Consider the following 16,152-nt stretch of genomic DNA (forward strand, 5'->3'; position numbering starts at 1 on the left):
GCCTACCCAATCTTTTGCTGCCCTCCCAATCCGACTCCTAGACGGTGACTTAGTCGATCTGGACATGAGGGGGATGGTAAGGAAGGTTAGGCTAAGCGATGTAACGTGCTGGCGCCGGGGCGGGAGCGGGTCGGAATGCTGCCGACGATTCGGGTCGCACTGCCGCGCGGCGCCCTTCGAGAAGCTCCGCAGTAGAGGCCATCCCGGGATGGCGGAAATGAGGAAACACCATATGGCGACGACCAGTTCGACTCTGACCAGGGAACGGATCATCGGCGACATCGCCGAGATCCTGCAGGTACCCGTCGAGGAGATCGGCGACGACACGAACGTTCTCGATGTCGGTCTCGACTCCGTCCGACTGATGTCGCTGATCGAGCGATGGCGCGCGGCCGGGGCGGTCAAGGCGGATCTCGTCGCGCTGGCATCGGATCCCGTGGTCGGTGCGTGGGTGCGCGAGCTGACCGAGGACGCGGCCGCAGCGGGTCACACCCAGGGGGCGGACCGATGACATCGACCACCATCGAGGACGTCGACGTCGTGGTCGTGGGCGGTGGGCCGGGTGGCTCGACCGTCGCGACCCTGCTGGCCAAGAGCGGGCATCGGGTGGTCCAGCTGGAGAAGGAGACCTTCCCTCGGTACCAGATCGGTGAATCGTTGCTGCCGTCCACGATTCACGGGGTGTGCCGTCTCCTCGGCGTGGATCAGAAGATCAAGGACGCGGGCTTCATGCACAAGCGGGGCGGAAGCTTCCGTTGGGGTAAGAATCCGGTGCCGTGGAACTTCCTGTTCGCCATCTCGCCGGAGTTCGCGGGCGAAGGCTCCTACGCATACCAGGTCGAGCGCATGAAATTCGACAACATCCTGCTCGAACACTCCGCCGAATCCGGTGTCGACGTGCGGCAGAACTGCCGGGTCAACGGCACCGAACAGGACGAGAACGGACGCGTCGTGGGCGTCCGCTACGTCGACGGTGACCGCGTGGACCGTCATCTGCGGGCGAAATACGTCGTCGACGCCTCGGGCAACACGACCCGGTTGTCGAAATACGCCGGCGGAGAGCGGATCTACTCGGACTTCTTCCAGAACGTCGCCATCTTCGGCTACTTCGAGAACGGCAAGCGGCTGCCCGCGCCGGACTCGGGCAACATCCTCTGCGCGGCGTTCGACGAAGGGTGGATGTGGTACATCCCACTGTCGGACACGCTCACCAGCGTCGGCGCCGTCATCTCGAAAGAGAAGGCGGACAAGCTGAACGCCCAGGAAGAGACGCTGCGCCACTACATCGACCGCTGCGGACTCGTGAAGGACATGCTGGCCGATGCCACCCGGGTGACCGAGGGCACGTATGGCGAGATCCGTCTGCGCAAGGACTACTCGTACGCCAACACCAGGTTCTGGGGCAACGGCACGGTCCTCGTCGGCGATGCCGCCTGCTTCATCGACCCGGTCTTCTCGACGGGCGTGCATCTCGCCACCTATTCCGGTGTGCTGGCCGCGCGGTCGATCAACAGTGTGCTGTCCGGCTCGATGACCGAAGAACGGGCCTTCGGAGAGTTCGAGGGGCGCTATCGCCGCGAGTACGCGGTGTTCTACGAGTTCCTCTCCGCGTTCTACGACATGGAGCAGTCCGAGGACTCGTACTTCTGGAAGGCACGCAAGGTCACCAACTTCGACCGCACCGACCTGGCGTCGTTCGTCTCGCTGGTGGCCGGCGGCTACTCGGGTGAAGACGTACTGACCGACCCGGACCAGATCATCGAGAAGTTCAGCGCCTCGACCCGGGCGCTCACCGAGGCGACCGAGAAGACCGGCGGCATGGACACCGATTCCGGCCAGCGGATGGGCCACATGTTCAGTGCGCCGGTCGTGCGCGACGTGATGGAGGAGATGAACGCCTTCCAGGCGCGCGGGGCGTCGGGCGACGGAACGATCGAGCCGCCGCTGCTCGACGGCGGTCTCGTCCCGTCGGCGGACGGACTCGCCTGGGCCGAACCGGCCACGGTCTCGGTGTGATCCGTCCGAATCGACGCGTGGCCGCGAGACCCGCTCTTGCGCCGTGATGCTCACCCAATTGGCGATCATCCTCGGCGCCGCGGTGGTGCTGGGGATGATCGCCCGCCGGGTGGGCCTGCCCGCGATGGTCGGCGAACTCCTCGCCGGTGTCGTGCTGGGCCCGTCGCTGTTGGGCTGGGTCTGGCCCGACGGGGCGGCGAACCTCTTTCCCGACAACGGTGACCCGTCGGCACTGGTGACCGGCATCGGGCAACTCGGCGTCCTGCTCTTGGTGGGACTCGCGGCCGCGGAACTCGACTCCGGTGTGCTGCGGGCCCGCCGCCGGGTCATCGCTTCGGTCAGCGTGTGGTCGTTCGCCATCCCGCTTGCCTGCGGGATCGGTGTGGGCTTTCTTGTGCCGGAACGATTTCACGGCGCGGAGTCGACCGCGCTGGAGTTCGCGCTCCTGCTCGGCACCGCCATGTCGGTCAGTGCGATCCCCGTGATCGCGAAGATCCTCACCGACCTCGACCTGCTCCGCAAGGAGATCGGTCAGGTGATCCTGAGCGCCGGCACGCTCAGCGACGTCGGCGCCTGGATGTTGCTGGCCATGGTGTCGGCGATGGCCACCGTCGGCCTGCGCGGATGGCAACTCCCGCTGACCGGGATCTCCCTGGTGGCGGTGGTGACGGCAACCTGGTTGTTGCGCCCGTGGGTTCGGAAAGGGCTGGACCGCCTGGAGGGTTCGGCGCACGGCGGGTACGTCAACGCGATCGTCGTCGTCCTCATCGTCGGGGCCGCCGCGGTGACCGACGCACTCCATCTCGAGGCCGCACTGGGCGCGTTCCTGGCGGGCCTGATGGTCGGCCGCCGTGGCAGCGGGGTGCTCGCACCCCTGCAAACCGTCACCACGGCGGTCCTCGCACCCGTCTTCCTCGCCACGGCCGGGCTGCATCTGGATCTCACGCTGCTGGGTGAGTCGGCCACCGCGCTGCTGGCCGCGGTCGTCCTCGTCGTCGCGGTGAGCACCAAGCTCGCCGGCGGATACGTCGGGGCCCGGCTGGCCGGCGTCGGCCACTGGGAGGCGATGGCGCTGGGCTCGGGACTCAATGCCCGCGGGATCGTCGAGATCATCCTCGCGGCGATCGGTCTGCAACTCGGCGTGTTCACCGACCCCGTCTACGCGATCATCGTGCTGCTCGCCCTGACGACGTCGATCATGGCCGGGCCGATGCTGGTGTTCACCACGCGCCGATTCGAGTCGGCATCAGTGCCCGCGCAGCGTGCCGAGGCATCGACGAACGGGCCGCGGCACGCGGATTCGATGGGGAACATGGCGGTGCCGCCGCCCGCCCGCCGCTCGTGATCGTGCGTGTGCCACGGCGGTGAGGGCGATGCAGCAAGCGCATCGTGCTTAGGATAGTCTTACCTACAGTCTGGCGAACGAGCGCGTCCTGCCGGATGACGCGGTCACACACGACGCTGCGGCCCACCAGGGCGACGCACCGTCTCACAACGACCCAGAGGAGCAAACGCTTGTGCAGTGACTATTCCCCCGTGGTCGATCTGGTCGGCATCGGGTTCGGACCCTCGAATCTGGCGCTGGCGATCGCGATCGAGGAGCACAATCTCACCGCCGGTCCGCACGAGACGGTCGCCGCGCGGTTCTTCGAGAAGAAGGACGCATTCGGGTGGCACTCGGGCATGCTGTTGCCCGGCACGACGATGCAGGTGTCCTTTCTGAAGGACCTGGCCACGCAGCGCAACGCGCGCAGCGCCTACACCTTTCTCAGCTACCTCGCCGAGCGAGGGCGGTTGACCCACTTCATCAATCGGCAGGACTTCTTCCCGTTGCGTGCGGAGTTCCACGACTATCTGTGCTGGGCCGCCGATCGGGTCGACCTCCCGGTGGAGTACTCCACCGAGGTGACCGGTGTGCGATGGGCGGATGGCCACTTCGAGGTCACCTCGAGGTCGCAGGGCGTGGTCCGGGCGCGCAATGTTGTCCTGGGCGGCGGTCTCCGATCGAAACTGCCCGCAGGTATCTCCGCCGGCCCCCGTGTCTTCCACAACCATCAGATGCTGTCCCGGTTCGCGGACGTGCCGAGTCACCACCACCGTCGTTACGCGGTGATCGGCGCGGGACAGAGCGCGGCCGAGGTGGCCGCCTACCTGCACGATGAGACCGACGCGGAGATCCATGCCGTCTTCGCCAAGTACGGGTACACACCGGCCGACGACAGTCCGTATGCGAACCGCGTCTTCGACCCCGAGGCCGTCGACGAGTACTTCTCGGCCGACCCGGCATGGCGCGAGCGCCTGCTGCACTATCACCGCAGCACCAACTACTCGGCCGTGGATCCGGTCCTGATCGAGGATCTGTACCGACGTGAGTACACCGAGAGGGTCGACGGTGCTCGTCGACTCTTCGTCCACGGCGCCAGCGAGATCGTCGAACTGGACGAGACCGACGACGCCACGCGCATCCGGATCATCAACCGGCTCACCGGTTCCGAGACCGTACTGGAGTGCGACGCGGTGATCTTCGCCACCGGGTTCGAGCCGACGCCGTTGTCCGACATGGTCGGTGATCTCGCCGCCCACTGCCAGGAGGATCGACATGGTCGTCCGGTGCTGGATCGCCAGTACCGCGTGCAGACCGACGATGTGGTCGGCGGGCAGATCTTCGTCCAGGGCAACTCCGAACACACCCATGGCCTGACGTCGACGTTGCTGTCGAACGTCGCGATCCGCTCCGGTGAGATCGTGCACGCCATCGTCGACGGCCGTGCACTGGTGTCCGCGGGCACGGTGCCGGACATGGTCGACGTGTCGGGGGAGCCCGCGAACAGTCGGGACGGGTTCCGGTGACCCGCGCCGATTCCGCCCCGCTCGATCTCACGCCGGACCCCGCCGAGATCCGGTTGACCATGTACGACCTCGAGCCCCGCACGGTCGAGGTGGTCGAGACCACCGATCTCAGTGCGGAGATGCGTCGCGTGCGGTTCGCGATCACCGCGCCCGAGGAGTTCCATTTCGTAGAAATGGCCACCGACGACCACATCAAGCTGTTCTTCCCGGACGCGGAGACCGGCGAGATCGTCATGCCCGGAATCGGTCCGGAGGGCATGCGCCTCCCGGCGGAGGGCCGCCATCCGATCTATCGGGACTACACCGTGCGTGCCTACGATCGCGCCGCGGGGCTGCTGGACGTCGACTTCGTCCTGCACACCCACGGGGTGGCCGGTTCCTGGGCGATGAGCGCGCGTCCCGGCGAGCGCCTGGGCATGCTCGGGCCGCGCGGCTCCACCATCTTCCCGACGGGTTATGACTGGTATCTGCTCGGCGCCGACGACACCGCGTTGCCCGCGTTGACGCGCTGGTTGGAGGAGCTGCCCGCCGACAAGCCGGTCATCGCCTTCGTCGAAGTGTCCGGTCCGGCTGCCGAGATCGAGCTCCCGGCTCGCGCCGGCGCCGAAGTGCATGTGCTGCATCGTGGTTCGGCTGCACCGGGTAACAGCACCCTGCTGTATGAGGCGATTCGCGATCACCCTCTGCCGGGTGGGGACTTCTTCAGCTGGGTGGCCGGGGAGGCCAATTCGCTCAAGCCGGTCCGCCGCCATCTGCGGCGCGAACTCGGGCTGCCGAAGCAACGCGTCAAGGTCGACGGCTATTGGCGGGCGGGAACGGTCAACCTGGACCACCACGAGGCCGACGGCGAGGACTGAGTCGCCGTCCGGCCAGAACGCGACCGAGGCCCGGCTATCCGATCAGCGGCGCGAGGGTCTGGCCCAGCAGTGACACCCGTCCCGGGACATGTCCGTTGGCCGGCGCGTTGACGGTGACGCCGTCGATCCCGGTCGCCAGCAACTCGCCGAAGCGTGCGGCCACCTCGTCCGAGTCGCCGACGATGGTCGACTCCCGGCGCACCTCGGCGGCCGGATTCCGCGCCAGGTAGGCCTCGAACTCCGCGACCGCCTCATCATGGGTCGGTGCGATACATGCCGACGTCTGCAGACTGACCGTGATCTCGGAGCGGTTGCGGCCGAGCCGCTCACAGTGGCCGGCCAGCGCGTCGAGTTTGCGGCCGATGTCCCCGACTGCGCAGATCAGGTTCGATTCGTCCGCGTACTGGGCGACCATCCGCAGCGTCTTGCGTTCGCCGCCACCCCCGATCATCACCGGGATCTTCGAGAGCGGCGCAGGCACATTCATCGCCTCGTCGACCTGGTACCACTTCCCGTCGAGGCTCGGCGTGGACCTGTTCAGCATTCCGAGCACGATCTGCAGCGATTCCTCCAGTTTCTCGAATCGGTCCGTGAAGGTGCCGAACTCGTAGCCGAGGGAGTCGTGTTCGAGCTCGAACCAGCCTGCGCCGATACCCAACTGACCGCGGCCGCCGGACACCACGTCGAGGGCGGTGACAGTCTTGGCGAGCAGCGTCGGGTGCCGATAGGTGTTGCCGGTGACGAGCGCTGACAGTCGCACCTCGGTCGTGTGCTGTGCGAGCGCGGACAGCAGCGTGTAGCACTCGAACATCGCCTCGTCCGGGGAGCCGAGGATGGGCAGTTGGTAGAAGTGGTCCATCACCAGGACCGTGTCGAATCCGGACCGTTCCGCCTCGACGGCCTGCGCGACGACCGTCGGGAAGAGTTGGTCGGCGGCGACGTCGGGGTAGGTGAAATTGGGGATCTGGTAGCCGAGTCTGGTCACATCTCGACGCTACTCCCGTGGTGGTGCGGATGCCCCCGATCAGCGGGTCGCTGTGGGTGCATTGTCGGAATTGCCGGATGGTGCAAACGATCTGGCGAACTCCGCGATCGTGCCCAGCAGTTCGTCGAAGACCGCGTCGACGTCTGTCGCCATGGCGATCCGCGCGTTGGGTTCGCCGGTCATCGACCGCTCGTCGGCCACCGTCATGCCCCGGGTGAGCGTGCCGGTCAGCTCCACACCGACCCGGGCGGGGATGGTGGTCACGATGTCGGGCGCCAGCGCGACGAGCGCGGCGAAGGGGTCGTGCAGATGGGCGATGTATCCCTCGTCATGTGCGTGGTGGAACTCGAGGTAGAAGCGCAGCGCATCGGTGACGTGCCGTATCAGCACGTTGTCGGCCACCGAGCGCAGGCCGAGCTCGTCGCCGGCATCGGGGCATTCGACCGGATTGCTGCCCGCCGCCGCGGCCAGCCGGACGAGGTGGTCGGGCGTCAGAGCCACCGACTCGGTGAGGTCGAGCGGACAGATGATCGGCGGTTGCACGCCGGCGGCGTCGAAGACCTCGGCGGCCGCCTCTGGATCCACCGCGACATTCCACTCCGACGTGGGGGTGGTGTTGCCGTGCACATGGAATGCACCGCCCATGGTCACCAGCCGGGCCAGTCGGTGGGGCAGGCCGGGATCCCGGCGCACCGCCGCGGCCAGCGACGTCAGTGGACCCGTCACCAGCCCGATCAGTTCGCCGGGGTACGTCGCGGCGGCCTCGATCCAGGCGTCCGCGGAGTCGAGGGGGCTCGGCGACAGCATGCTCGGGGACAGCTCGGCGTAGCCGACGCCGAGCGGACCGTGGGTGTCCTCGGTGGTCATCAGTTCGGCGACCAGCGGTGTGGCCGAACCGATGTGAACCGGGATGTCCGTGCGGCCACACAGCTCGAGCCAGGCCAGATTGTTGGCGGCGACGACGTCGACCGGGACGTTGCCGGCCGTGGAAGCGATGCCGATGAGGTCCACGTCGCGGCGCGCGAGCAGATACAGGAGGGCGAGAGAGTCGTCGATCCCGGTGTCGCAGTCGAAGAAGAGGCGGGTCACCCGGCCATTGTCCCCGGTAACGGTCCTGACGTGCGATCGGGGACATTACGATCTCCGTACCCGGGTATCCCCGTATCCGGTATCGACGTATGCCCGGCAGAATCGAGAGTCGATGATCACGATCGGTCGTCACATGCGGGTCGTCCTCGCCGTCGTCGCGGTGGCGGTGGCCGCGGGCTGCGCGTCGGATGAGCAATCCGCCGGTTCGGCTTCGAGCCCGGGGTCGGACACCGCAGCGGATTCCGCGGCGTCCGGCGCACCGCCCGAGCCGGTGGTGACCCCGGTGGTGGGCTCGGTGATGTTCGACCCGACGCCTTTCGCGGGTTCCGATGGCGACACGCACCTCGTCTACGAGGTCACGCTGACCAATTTCACGCCCACGGACGCCACGGTCAGCTCGGTCCGCGTCCTCGACGCGGCCGGCGACGCCTCGTTGGAATCCCTGGACGCGTCGGCGGTCGCGGCACGACTCAAGCCCGTCGGTCGCCCGGTGAGCGTCACGCCCGGGGCACCGGAGGGTTATTCGAACATCCTCGGCGGCGGTCAGGTGGGCACATTGTTTCTCCACGTGACGCTGCCCGGGGGCGCGACACCGCCGGCTGAGCTCATCCACGAGGTCGCCGTCCGCGTGACCGGCCCGTCCGGCGAGCAGACGATCACCGAGAGGATCGCGCCGACCGAGGTCGACGACCGCACGGTGCCGGTGCTGGGCGCGCCGCTGCGGGGCGAGCGTTACATCGCGGCCGACGCCTGTTGCGATGCCGTCCGGCACACCCGAGCGATGCTGCCGGTCAACGGCGCACCGGAGCTGGCACAGCGATATGCCGTCGACTGGGAGCAGGCCGATGCGCAGGGTCGCATCTACGTCGGCGATCGTCGGGACCCGTCGAGCTACCAGATCTTCGGCGACGATGCCCTCGCGGTGGCCGACGGCACGGTGGTGGCCAGCCGCAACGACCTCCCCGAACAGACGCCGGGCACCTATCCCGAGGGCATCGACATCGCCGACGCCGACGGCAACAACCTGGTGCTCGACATCGGCGACGGCTTCTACGTCAACTACGCCCACATGCAACCCGGCTCGGTGCGCTTCGCCCCCGGGGACCGGATCCGTCAGGGCGACGTGATCGGCAAGGTCGGCAACACCGGGAACTCGGTGGCCCCACACCTGCACGTGCACGTGATGAACGGCCCGTCGTTCCTCGCCTCGCAAGGTGTGCCCAGCGTCACCCACCGATTCACCATCACCGGACGCGTCGCGAGCACCGCCGCATTCGACGCCGCCGAGGGGGAGGGCGTGCCGCTGGTCATGGCCCCGGGCGCGCCGACCGGCGAGCGCACGGACGAGATGATCCTCGATCAGAACGTCGTGACGTTCGCCGCAGGCTGAGCGGGCCGTCGGCAGCCCAATCGTCATCGCGGGCGCGCTCGGCTGGACATGCGCGTCCTCATCCGTACGGTCGGAGTCATGACGGCACACGACATCGCATTCGAATGGACGGAGACAAACCGCGAGTGGCTCATCGAGAATCCGATCAGGATCGTGGCCTACATCGCCGTGGCGCTCATCGTGCGGTTCCTGTTGCATCGTGCGATCGACCGCGCCACCAGACGTCCCCAGCCGGCGACCGGGAGCAGCTCGGAGTCGCGGAAACCGGCCCTGCTGCGGCACCTGCGTGAACGTACGCCGTCGTCGGGCCGTAGCGCCGCGGTGATGGAACGTCGAGCCCAGCGCGCCAAGACCATCGGTTCGGTGCTCAAGTCGACGGTCTCGATCATCCTGCTGGCCTGGGTGATCCTGTCGGTCCTCAGTGTGCTCGGCGTCAACATCGCACCGTTCATCGCCTCGGCCGGCATCGTGGGTCTGGCGATCGGTTTCGGCGCGCAGAACCTGGTCCGCGACTTCGTGTCCGGTGTGTTCATGCTCCTCGAGGACCAGTACGGCGTCGGCGACGTCGTCGACCTCGGCGAGGCCGCAGGCGAGGTCGAGTCCGTCGGCCTACGGGTCACCACGCTGCGCGACATCGACGGCACCCTCTGGTACGTGCGCAACGGCGAGATCGTGCGGGTCGGCAACATGAGTCAGGAGTACGCCGTCGCCCGTGTCGAGGTCCTCGTCGCACCCACCGCCGACATCGACCGGGCCGAGGAGGTCGCGCTGACCGCGGCCAACGCGGCGTTGGCCGAGGAGCCGGTGGTCGGCGACGTCCTCGGGCAGGCCGAGATGCTCGGCGTCCAGGAGGTGTCGCCGTATCAGATCACGCTGCGTCTGACCGTGAAGACCAAGCCGAACACCCAGTGGGCGACGCAGCGGCTGCTACGCCGCGCGATCCTGCAGTCCTACGAGGAGCACGGCATCGAACTGCCGCATCCGTTGGGGCGTTTCGTCGGCGCCGCGCCGGGATCCGCGGAGTAGGGCCCCGCGGCCCGGCGCGTCCGGTCAGCGCGACACGATGGTTGCCGACGCCGTCCCGGGTGCCCCGTAGACCTGCGCGAGCCCGACCCTGGGATTGCCCGGCACCTGTCGGTCGCCGGCCTCCCCGCGGAGTTGGCGCACGAGTTCGTGCATCTGACGTAGGCCGGACGCCCCGATGGGCTCGCCGTTGGCGATCAGACCGCCATCGGTGTTGATCGGGATCGACCCGGTGATCTCGGTCGCGCCGTCGGCGAGCAGCTGTTCCTGCTCGCCGTCCTTGCACAGTCCGGTCTCGGCCATGTGGATGATCTCGGCGCCCGCGTCGGTGTCCTGCAGTTGTGCGATGTCGATGTCCTCGGGCCCGATGCCGGCGCGCTCGTAGGCCGCCTTCGCGGCGTAGACGGTCGGCGACACGTCCTCCTCGATCGGCGCCGACGTCGCGTGCACCTCGTAGGCGCCGTACCGTCGGGTGCGGATCTCACTGGCGCGCAAGAAGACCGGCTTGTCGGTGAACTTGTGCGCCAGGTCGCCGCGACACATGATCACCGCAGCCGCGCCCTCGTCGGGCGAGCAGAACATGTACTGGGTCAACGGGTAGTTGACCATCGGCGAGCCGAGGATGGTCTCTTCCGGAATCGGGCTGCGGCGGAAGGCGTTCGGATTGCGCTCCCCGTTGCGGAAGTTCTTCGCCGCGACCTTCGCGAGGGTGGCGGGGGAGATGTTGTGGTCGTGGATGTAGCGATTGGCCTTCATCCCGAAGAACTTGGTGGTCAGGAACTGGCCGTTCTCTGCATACCACTGGGGCAGTGCGAGCTTCGCCGGATTGTCGGTGAACGCGCCCCGCGGATGCTTGTCCATCCCGACGGCGATCCCGATGTCGTAGGTGCCGAGACGGATGGTGTCCGCGGTCTGTTGGATGGCGCTGGCCGAGGTGGCGCAGGCGTTGAAGACGTTGGTGAAGGTGATCCCGGTGAGCCCGACGAGGCGGGTGACCGCGTCCGGGTTGGAGATCTCGTAGCTGCCGCCGAAGCCGAATTGAATGTCCTGCCATGTCAATCCGGCATCGGTCAACGCCAGTTGGATGGCGTCGGCACCCATCTCCATCGCGGTCTTGTCGAACCGTCCGAAGGGATGCAGGCCTACGCCGATGATGGCGACGTCGTTCGTCATGGGGGTCCTCTCGGGTCAGGCCGGTGCGAAGGCGAAGGTGTAGATCTCGTCGCCGTCGTCGTCGGTGGCGAACGGGATCATGGTCAGCTCGACCTTCTGGCCGAACGCCAGTCGGGCGGGGTCGTTCTCGGTGAGACGGCCCTCGACACGCACCACGTCATCGAGCTGGACGAGTCCGACACCGAACGGCACGAAATCGTCGCCGACGGGACCCGCGTAGGGCGCTCCCGGCGGGAACCCCTGCACCGTCCATGCGACGAGGGTTCCGGTGCGCGGCAGGCGGGTGTCGGCCATGCCGCCGGTGCCGCACTTGGGGCAGTGGCTCTGCGCCGGGAAGGTGACGAACTCGCAGCTGCCGCACGTGCTGCCGATGAGCTGCGCCTCCTTGTCGGGCCACGTCGAGATCTCGGGCGCCAGCGCCTTGGGCATGTCGATTCCTCCGCGATCGGTCGATCAATGATTCTGCGCAAGCGTATATTACAATTCCGAAGATGGAAATGTCATTCTCGCGGTGCAACGACGAGCCACCGCCGACAGCCCTGGCGGGCACGGACAGAAGGACATGAACAGATGACGGCACGGACAAAAAAGACCCCGGCCGCCGGCCGGGGTCTTCCATGTGGTGTCCGAGGGGGGACTTGAACCCCCACGCCCGTTAATAGGGCACTAGCACCTCAAGCTAGCGCGTCTGCCATTCCGCCACTCGGACCTGTCTTCAGTGCGGCACCACAGTAACCGAGGTTGCCCGCCTATCCCAAATCCCGTAGGAGTGGGGGGTGACTTCCCAGCCCGATACCGGTCGCGCCGTCGACGAAGTGGTCGATCTCGTCGGTCGGCTGATCCGTTTCGACACCACCAACACCGGCGAGCCGGAGACCACCAGGGGCGAGGAAGAGTGCGCCAAATGGGTGGCGCAGCTTCTCGAGGAGGTCGGGTACACCACCCAGTACGTGGAGTCAGGCCGGCCGGGGCGGGGCAACGTGTTCGCCCGCCTCGCCGGTCCCCCGGATTCCGACCGTGGCGCCCTGCTGGTGCATTCGCACCTCGACGTCGTGCCGGCCGAACCGTCGGACTGGAGCGTTCACCCGTTCTCCGGGTCGGTGAAGGACGGCTACATCTGGGGCCGTGGCGCCGTCGACATGAAGGACATGGTCGGGATGGCGCTGGCGTTGGCGCGCCAGTTCAAACGCGACGGCACCGTCCCGCCGCGCGAGTTGGTCTTCGCCTTCCTGGCCGACGAGGAGGCCGGCGGGACGTGGGGGTCGCACTGGCTGGTGGACAACCGCCCCGATCTGTTCGAGGGCATCACCGAGGCAGTCGGTGAGGTCGGCGGATTCTCGCTGACCGTCGACCGCCCGGACGGCGAGCAGCGGCGTCTCTATCTGGTCGAGACGGCCGAGAAGGGACTGTCCTGGATGCGGCTGACGGCGGACGCCAGCGCGGGTCACGGGTCGTTCCTGCACGAGGACAACGCGGTCACCGAGGTCGCCGAGGCCGTCGCGCGGATCGGACGACACACCTTCCCGCTCGTGATGACCGAGTCGGTGAGCGAGTTCCTCGCGGCGGTGTCCGGCGAGACCGGCCTCGATCTGCGGCCGGACGCACCCGATCTGGACACGACCTTGTTCAAGCTCGGCAACCTCGCCCGGATCATCGGTGCGACACTGCGCGACACGGCGAACCCGACGATGCTGAAGGCGGGCTACAAGGCCAACGTGATCCCGCAGAAGGCCGAGGCGGTGATCGACTGCCGGGTGTTGCCCGGCCGGCAGGCCGAATTCGAGAAGGAGATCGACGAACTCCTCGGCCCCAACGTGCGGCGCGAGTGGATCACCCATCTCGATTCGTACGAGACCACGTTCGACGGGCATCTCGTCGATGCGATGAACGATGCGATCCTCGCCCACGATCCGCAGGGCAAGACGGTGCCGTACATGCTCTCGGGCGGCACGGACGCGAAGGCGTTCGCGAAGCTCGGGGTCCGATGCTTCGGTTTCGCCCCCCTGCAACTGCCGCCGGACCTCGACTTCGCGGCGCTGTTCCACGGCGTCGACGAGCGCGTGCCCGTCGATGCCGTGTTGTTCGGAACAAAGGTGTTCGAGCACTTTCTGTTGCACAGTTGAACCACCCCGACCGGGGCGCCGACGAGGTGTCGGTGTCCGGTCGACGAATCCCGCGGCGACGCGAGAAAGGTGATCTGATGTCCTTCAATCCCTATGACCCGCTGCCGGATCTGCCCGGCTTCACGCTGACCTCGGACAGCATGTCCGACGGTGGATCGCTGCGGAACCAACAGGTGAGCGGTCTGATGGGGGCCGGCGGCGAAGACCTGTCACCGCAGCTGAGCTGGTCCGGATTCCCTTCGGCCACCAAGAGTTTCGCGGTGACCGTCTACGATCCGGATGCGCCGACCGCGTCCGGCTTCTGGCACTGGGCGGTCGCCGACGTCCCGGCGTCGGTGACGTCGCTGCCCGAAGGTGCCGGCGCCGAATCCGGCAGCGGCCTGCCCGACGGTGCCGTCACGCTCGCCAACGACGCGGCGATGAAGCGCTACGTCGGGGCGGCCCCGCCGCCGGGGCACGGCCCGCACCGCTATTTCGTCGTGGTGCACGCCGTGGATGTCGAATCGCTGGGTCTGCCGGACGGTGCCACGCCCGCCTACCTGGGGTTCAACCTCTTCTCGCACGCGATCGCGCGCGCGACGATCGTCGGCACCTACGAACAGGCCTCCGAGGACGTCTGAGCGGCGGGGCGCGGACGGGTCCGCGTCACGCCCGCACGATGGCGCGCCGGGCAACCGGTGCGCCATCGGCGTCCGAGGGGCCGGACGCCGATCGGTACCATCACGGCTCAGATGTTGTCGGGGGACTCGAGGGGGACTGTGGTGGGGGAGATCTCGCGGCGTGCACTGCTGGTCGGCGGTCTCGCGCTCGGTGGACTGGCGGCGACCGAGGCAGCGGGTACGGCAGCCGCTCGCCCACCGTCGGTGCCGTTGCCGCCGCTGCCGGGTAACCTGCCGCCACAACCCCAACCACCGTTCAACAGTCCACTGAACTTCGCGTCGCCGCAGCTGCCACGATTCGTCGACGACCTCGTGGTGATGCCGAGCGCGGCGGCCGGTGGTCTGCTCGTGGCCCGGGAGTCGGTCCACAGGTATCACCGGGATCTGCCCGTCACACGCGCGTGGGGATACGGCCCGCACATCAACGGCCCCGTCCTGGAAGCGCAGTCGGAGGTCGAGGCGCGGATCGGCTTCCGCAACGAACTCGGCCGCCATGTGCTGGCCGCCGACGTGGACACCACGATGATGGGTGTCGGCGAGGCCGACCGGGTGCGTCCGCGCATGGTGGTCCACCTGCACGGCGCCCCGACCCGGCCCGATCACGACGGCCACCCGATGATCAGTTGGCGCCCCGGCGCGACCGCGCAGCACCGGTACGACAACCGGCAGGAGGCCGCCACCCTCTGGTATCACGATCACGCGATGGGGATCACCCGCCTCAACGTGCAGGCCGGGCTGGCGGGCTTCTACCTCGTGCGCGATCGGTTCGACACCGGCCGCGCCGACAACCCGCTCGGACTCCCGGCGGGTGACCACGAACTGCCGCTGATGATCGCCGACCGTACGTTCAACGCCGACGGCACGTTGCAGGCGCGGCAGGTCGTCTTCCTCCCGCAGGGCGGCAACCAGGGCGGACTCTGGGGTGACGTCGCGGTGGTCAACGGGGTCGCGTGGCCCACGCACGACGTCGCCCGCGGCCTGTACCGGCTGCGCCTCTGCAACGGCGCGAACTCACGGACGTTTCGGCTGGCCTTCGGCAACGGCATGCGTTTCTGGGTGATCGGCAGCGACCAGGGTCTGCTCGAACATCCGGAACCGATCACCGCCCTCACCCTGGTTCCCGGCGAACGTGCCGACGTGCTCGTCGATTTCGGTTCGCTCGGCGACGGAGAGGCGGTGGAACTGTGCAACGTCGCGTCGAACAGCATCGGCAACACCCTGTTCATGGTCCCGCCGCTGACCTCGGTCATGCGATTCGTGGCACGGGGGCGGCCGATGCGCACCGGCGCGGTCCCGACGCGCCTGCGGGGTCGCCCGGGCCTCCCGCCGGCGTTGCCGAAACCCGCTCCGCCGCAGCGTCGCCGCACGATGACGCTGATGTGGACGGCGAACGCCGCGCACTCGTTGCCGTTGCCGATCCGGGCGATGCTGCTCATCAACAATCTCGGGTTCATGTCCGACGACGTCGAGGTCGTCCGGGCGGGCACGGTCGAACGATGGGACATCGTCAACACCCTGCCGTTCGAACATCCGATCCACATCCACCTCGCCAGGTTCCGGGTGATCGGGCGCCGGGCACTGAACTCCGCCGCGTACATGGCGGCCGACCCGCCGCCGGTCGACGTCGACCGCCGGTGGGCGCCTCCGGCGGATCGTTTCGTCTTCGGGCCGACACAGCCGCCGGAGCCGGCCGAACGCGGGTACAAGGACACCGTGCACTGCCCGGAGGATTCGGTGACCAGCCTGTTGGTCGAATGGCCGTCCGCGTCGGACCTGGGATTCGATCCGGATGCCGTGATCCGGGTGCCGGCGGGTGCCGAGTCGGTCCGGATGGAGTCGGCGGGCGGTGCGCATGCCGGTGCCGGCCCGCGCCACCAGGTCCACCGCGGCCACCACCACACAGGGATCAAAGGCTATGTGTGGCACTGCCACAACCTCGACCACGAGGATCACGACATGATGCAGCGGATCCGGGTGAAAGCCTGAC

General features: G+C 67.8%; 14 protein-coding genes and 1 tRNA gene. 10 read left to right on the forward strand and 5 right to left on the reverse strand.

What is annotated here, in order from left to right; translation table 11 throughout:
• Positions 1 to 232: 232 nt before the first annotated feature.
• The 5 genes from D7316_RS04715 (at position 233) to D7316_RS04735 (ending at position 5,723) form a co-directional block, all read left to right on the forward strand.
• Positions 233 to 511 carry a phosphopantetheine-binding protein gene (locus tag D7316_RS04715; protein WP_124707256.1) on the forward strand — a complete coding sequence of 93 codons (279 nt, stop codon included), beginning with the start codon at positions 233 to 235 and terminating at the stop codon, positions 509 to 511.
• On the forward strand, positions 508 to 2,016 hold the full coding sequence (locus tag D7316_RS04720) for a tryptophan 7-halogenase (protein ID WP_124707257.1): 1,509 nt from the start codon (positions 508 to 510) through the stop codon (positions 2,014 to 2,016). Before D7316_RS04715 ends, D7316_RS04720 begins: the two co-directional genes overlap by 4 nt.
• 46 nt (positions 2,017 to 2,062) lie before the next feature.
• The gene (locus D7316_RS04725) at positions 2,063 to 3,361 is read left to right on the forward strand and encodes a cation:proton antiporter (protein WP_124711114.1); all 1,299 of its coding nucleotides are present in this window, start codon (positions 2,063 to 2,065) and stop codon (positions 3,359 to 3,361) included.
• 170 nt (positions 3,362 to 3,531) lie between these two features.
• The gene (locus D7316_RS04730) at positions 3,532 to 4,866 is read left to right on the forward strand and encodes a lysine N(6)-hydroxylase/L-ornithine N(5)-oxygenase family protein (RefSeq protein WP_124707258.1); all 1,335 of its coding nucleotides are present in this window, start codon (positions 3,532 to 3,534) and stop codon (positions 4,864 to 4,866) included.
• On the forward strand, positions 4,863 to 5,723 hold the full coding sequence (locus D7316_RS04735) for a siderophore-interacting protein (protein ID WP_232016769.1): 861 nt from the start codon (positions 4,863 to 4,865) through the stop codon (positions 5,721 to 5,723). The genes D7316_RS04730 and D7316_RS04735 overlap by 4 nt, the downstream gene beginning before the upstream one ends.
• Before the next feature lie 34 nt (positions 5,724 to 5,757).
• Here the strand turns inward: D7316_RS04735 and D7316_RS04740 are convergent, their stop codons facing one another.
• On the reverse strand, positions 5,758 to 6,708 hold the full coding sequence (locus D7316_RS04740) for an LLM class F420-dependent oxidoreductase (protein ID WP_124707259.1): 951 nt from the start codon (positions 6,706 to 6,708) through the stop codon (positions 5,758 to 5,760).
• Positions 6,709 to 6,747: 39 nt separating this feature from the next.
• Positions 6,748 to 7,797, reverse strand: coding sequence for a nucleoside hydrolase (locus tag D7316_RS04745; RefSeq protein ID WP_124707260.1), 1,050 nt, complete (start codon positions 7,795 to 7,797; stop codon positions 6,748 to 6,750).
• A 112-nt stretch (positions 7,798 to 7,909) separates the two neighbouring features.
• On the opposite strand from D7316_RS04745, the gene D7316_RS04750 reads away from it, so the two are divergent.
• Positions 7,910 to 9,187 (forward strand): M23 family metallopeptidase, encoded by a 1,278-nt coding sequence (locus D7316_RS04750; RefSeq protein ID WP_232016770.1) that lies wholly within the window; start codon positions 7,910 to 7,912, stop codon positions 9,185 to 9,187.
• A gap of 78 nt (positions 9,188 to 9,265) precedes the next feature.
• Complete coding sequence (locus tag D7316_RS04755; RefSeq protein WP_124707261.1) at positions 9,266 to 10,213, forward strand: mechanosensitive ion channel family protein; 948 nt, start codon at positions 9,266 to 9,268, stop codon at positions 10,211 to 10,213.
• A gap of 24 nt (positions 10,214 to 10,237) precedes the next feature.
• Here D7316_RS04755 and D7316_RS04760 read toward each other — a convergent pair whose 3' ends face one another.
• From D7316_RS04760 to D7316_RS04770, 3 genes are all read right to left on the reverse strand, one after another.
• Positions 10,238 to 11,383, reverse strand: a complete 1,146-nt coding sequence (locus tag D7316_RS04760; protein ID WP_124707262.1) for a thiolase family protein — start codon at positions 11,381 to 11,383, stop codon at positions 10,238 to 10,240.
• A 15-nt stretch (positions 11,384 to 11,398) separates the two neighbouring features.
• Positions 11,399 to 11,812 carry a Zn-ribbon domain-containing OB-fold protein gene (locus D7316_RS04765; RefSeq protein ID WP_124707263.1) on the reverse strand — a complete coding sequence of 138 codons (414 nt, stop codon included), beginning with the start codon at positions 11,810 to 11,812 and terminating at the stop codon, positions 11,399 to 11,401.
• Positions 11,813 to 12,003: 191 nt separating this feature from the next.
• Positions 12,004 to 12,092: transfer RNA gene (locus D7316_RS04770), tRNA-Leu, on the reverse strand.
• A 67-nt stretch (positions 12,093 to 12,159) separates the two neighbouring features.
• Here D7316_RS04770 and D7316_RS04775 point away from each other — a divergent pair.
• The 3 genes from D7316_RS04775 (at position 12,160) to D7316_RS04785 (ending at position 16,151) form a co-directional block, all read left to right on the forward strand.
• Positions 12,160 to 13,506: a M20/M25/M40 family metallo-hydrolase gene (locus tag D7316_RS04775; RefSeq protein ID WP_124707264.1), complete on the forward strand. Its 1,347-nt coding sequence runs from the start codon at positions 12,160 to 12,162 to the stop codon at positions 13,504 to 13,506.
• Positions 13,507 to 13,580: 74 nt separating this feature from the next.
• Entirely contained in the window at positions 13,581 to 14,126 is a 546-nt protein-coding gene (locus tag D7316_RS04780; RefSeq protein ID WP_124711117.1) for a YbhB/YbcL family Raf kinase inhibitor-like protein, read from the forward strand.
• A gap of 141 nt (positions 14,127 to 14,267) precedes the next feature.
• Positions 14,268 to 16,151, forward strand: a complete 1,884-nt coding sequence (locus D7316_RS04785) for a multicopper oxidase family protein (RefSeq protein ID WP_164473725.1) — start codon at positions 14,268 to 14,270, stop codon at positions 16,149 to 16,151.
• The last annotated feature ends 1 nt before the right edge of the window (position 16,152 follow it).

It is taken from the genome of Gordonia insulae, assembly GCF_003855095.1.
Taxonomy (GTDB): Bacteria; Actinomycetota; Actinomycetes; order Mycobacteriales; family Mycobacteriaceae; genus Gordonia; species Gordonia insulae.

Excerpts from the sequence above, each read along its gene's own strand:
- D7316_RS04715 (WP_124707256.1), top strand. The coding sequence starts at position 233 with ATGGCGACGACCAGTTCGACTCTGACCAGGGAACGGATCATCGGCGAC.
- D7316_RS04720 (WP_124707257.1), top strand. The coding sequence starts at position 508 with ATGACATCGACCACCATCGAGGACGTCGACGTCGTGGTCGTGGGCGGT.
- D7316_RS04725 (WP_124711114.1), top strand. The coding sequence starts at position 2,063 with ATGCTCACCCAATTGGCGATCATCCTCGGCGCCGCGGTGGTGCTGGGG.
- D7316_RS04750 (WP_232016770.1), top strand. The coding sequence starts at position 7,910 with ATGATCACGATCGGTCGTCACATGCGGGTCGTCCTCGCCGTCGTCGCG.
- D7316_RS04755 (WP_124707261.1), top strand. The coding sequence starts at position 9,266 with ATGACGGCACACGACATCGCATTCGAATGGACGGAGACAAACCGCGAG.
- D7316_RS04760 (WP_124707262.1), bottom strand. The coding sequence starts at position 11,383 with ATGACGAACGACGTCGCCATCATCGGCGTAGGCCTGCATCCCTTCGGA.
- D7316_RS04765 (WP_124707263.1), bottom strand. The coding sequence starts at position 11,812 with ATGCCCAAGGCGCTGGCGCCCGAGATCTCGACGTGGCCCGACAAGGAG.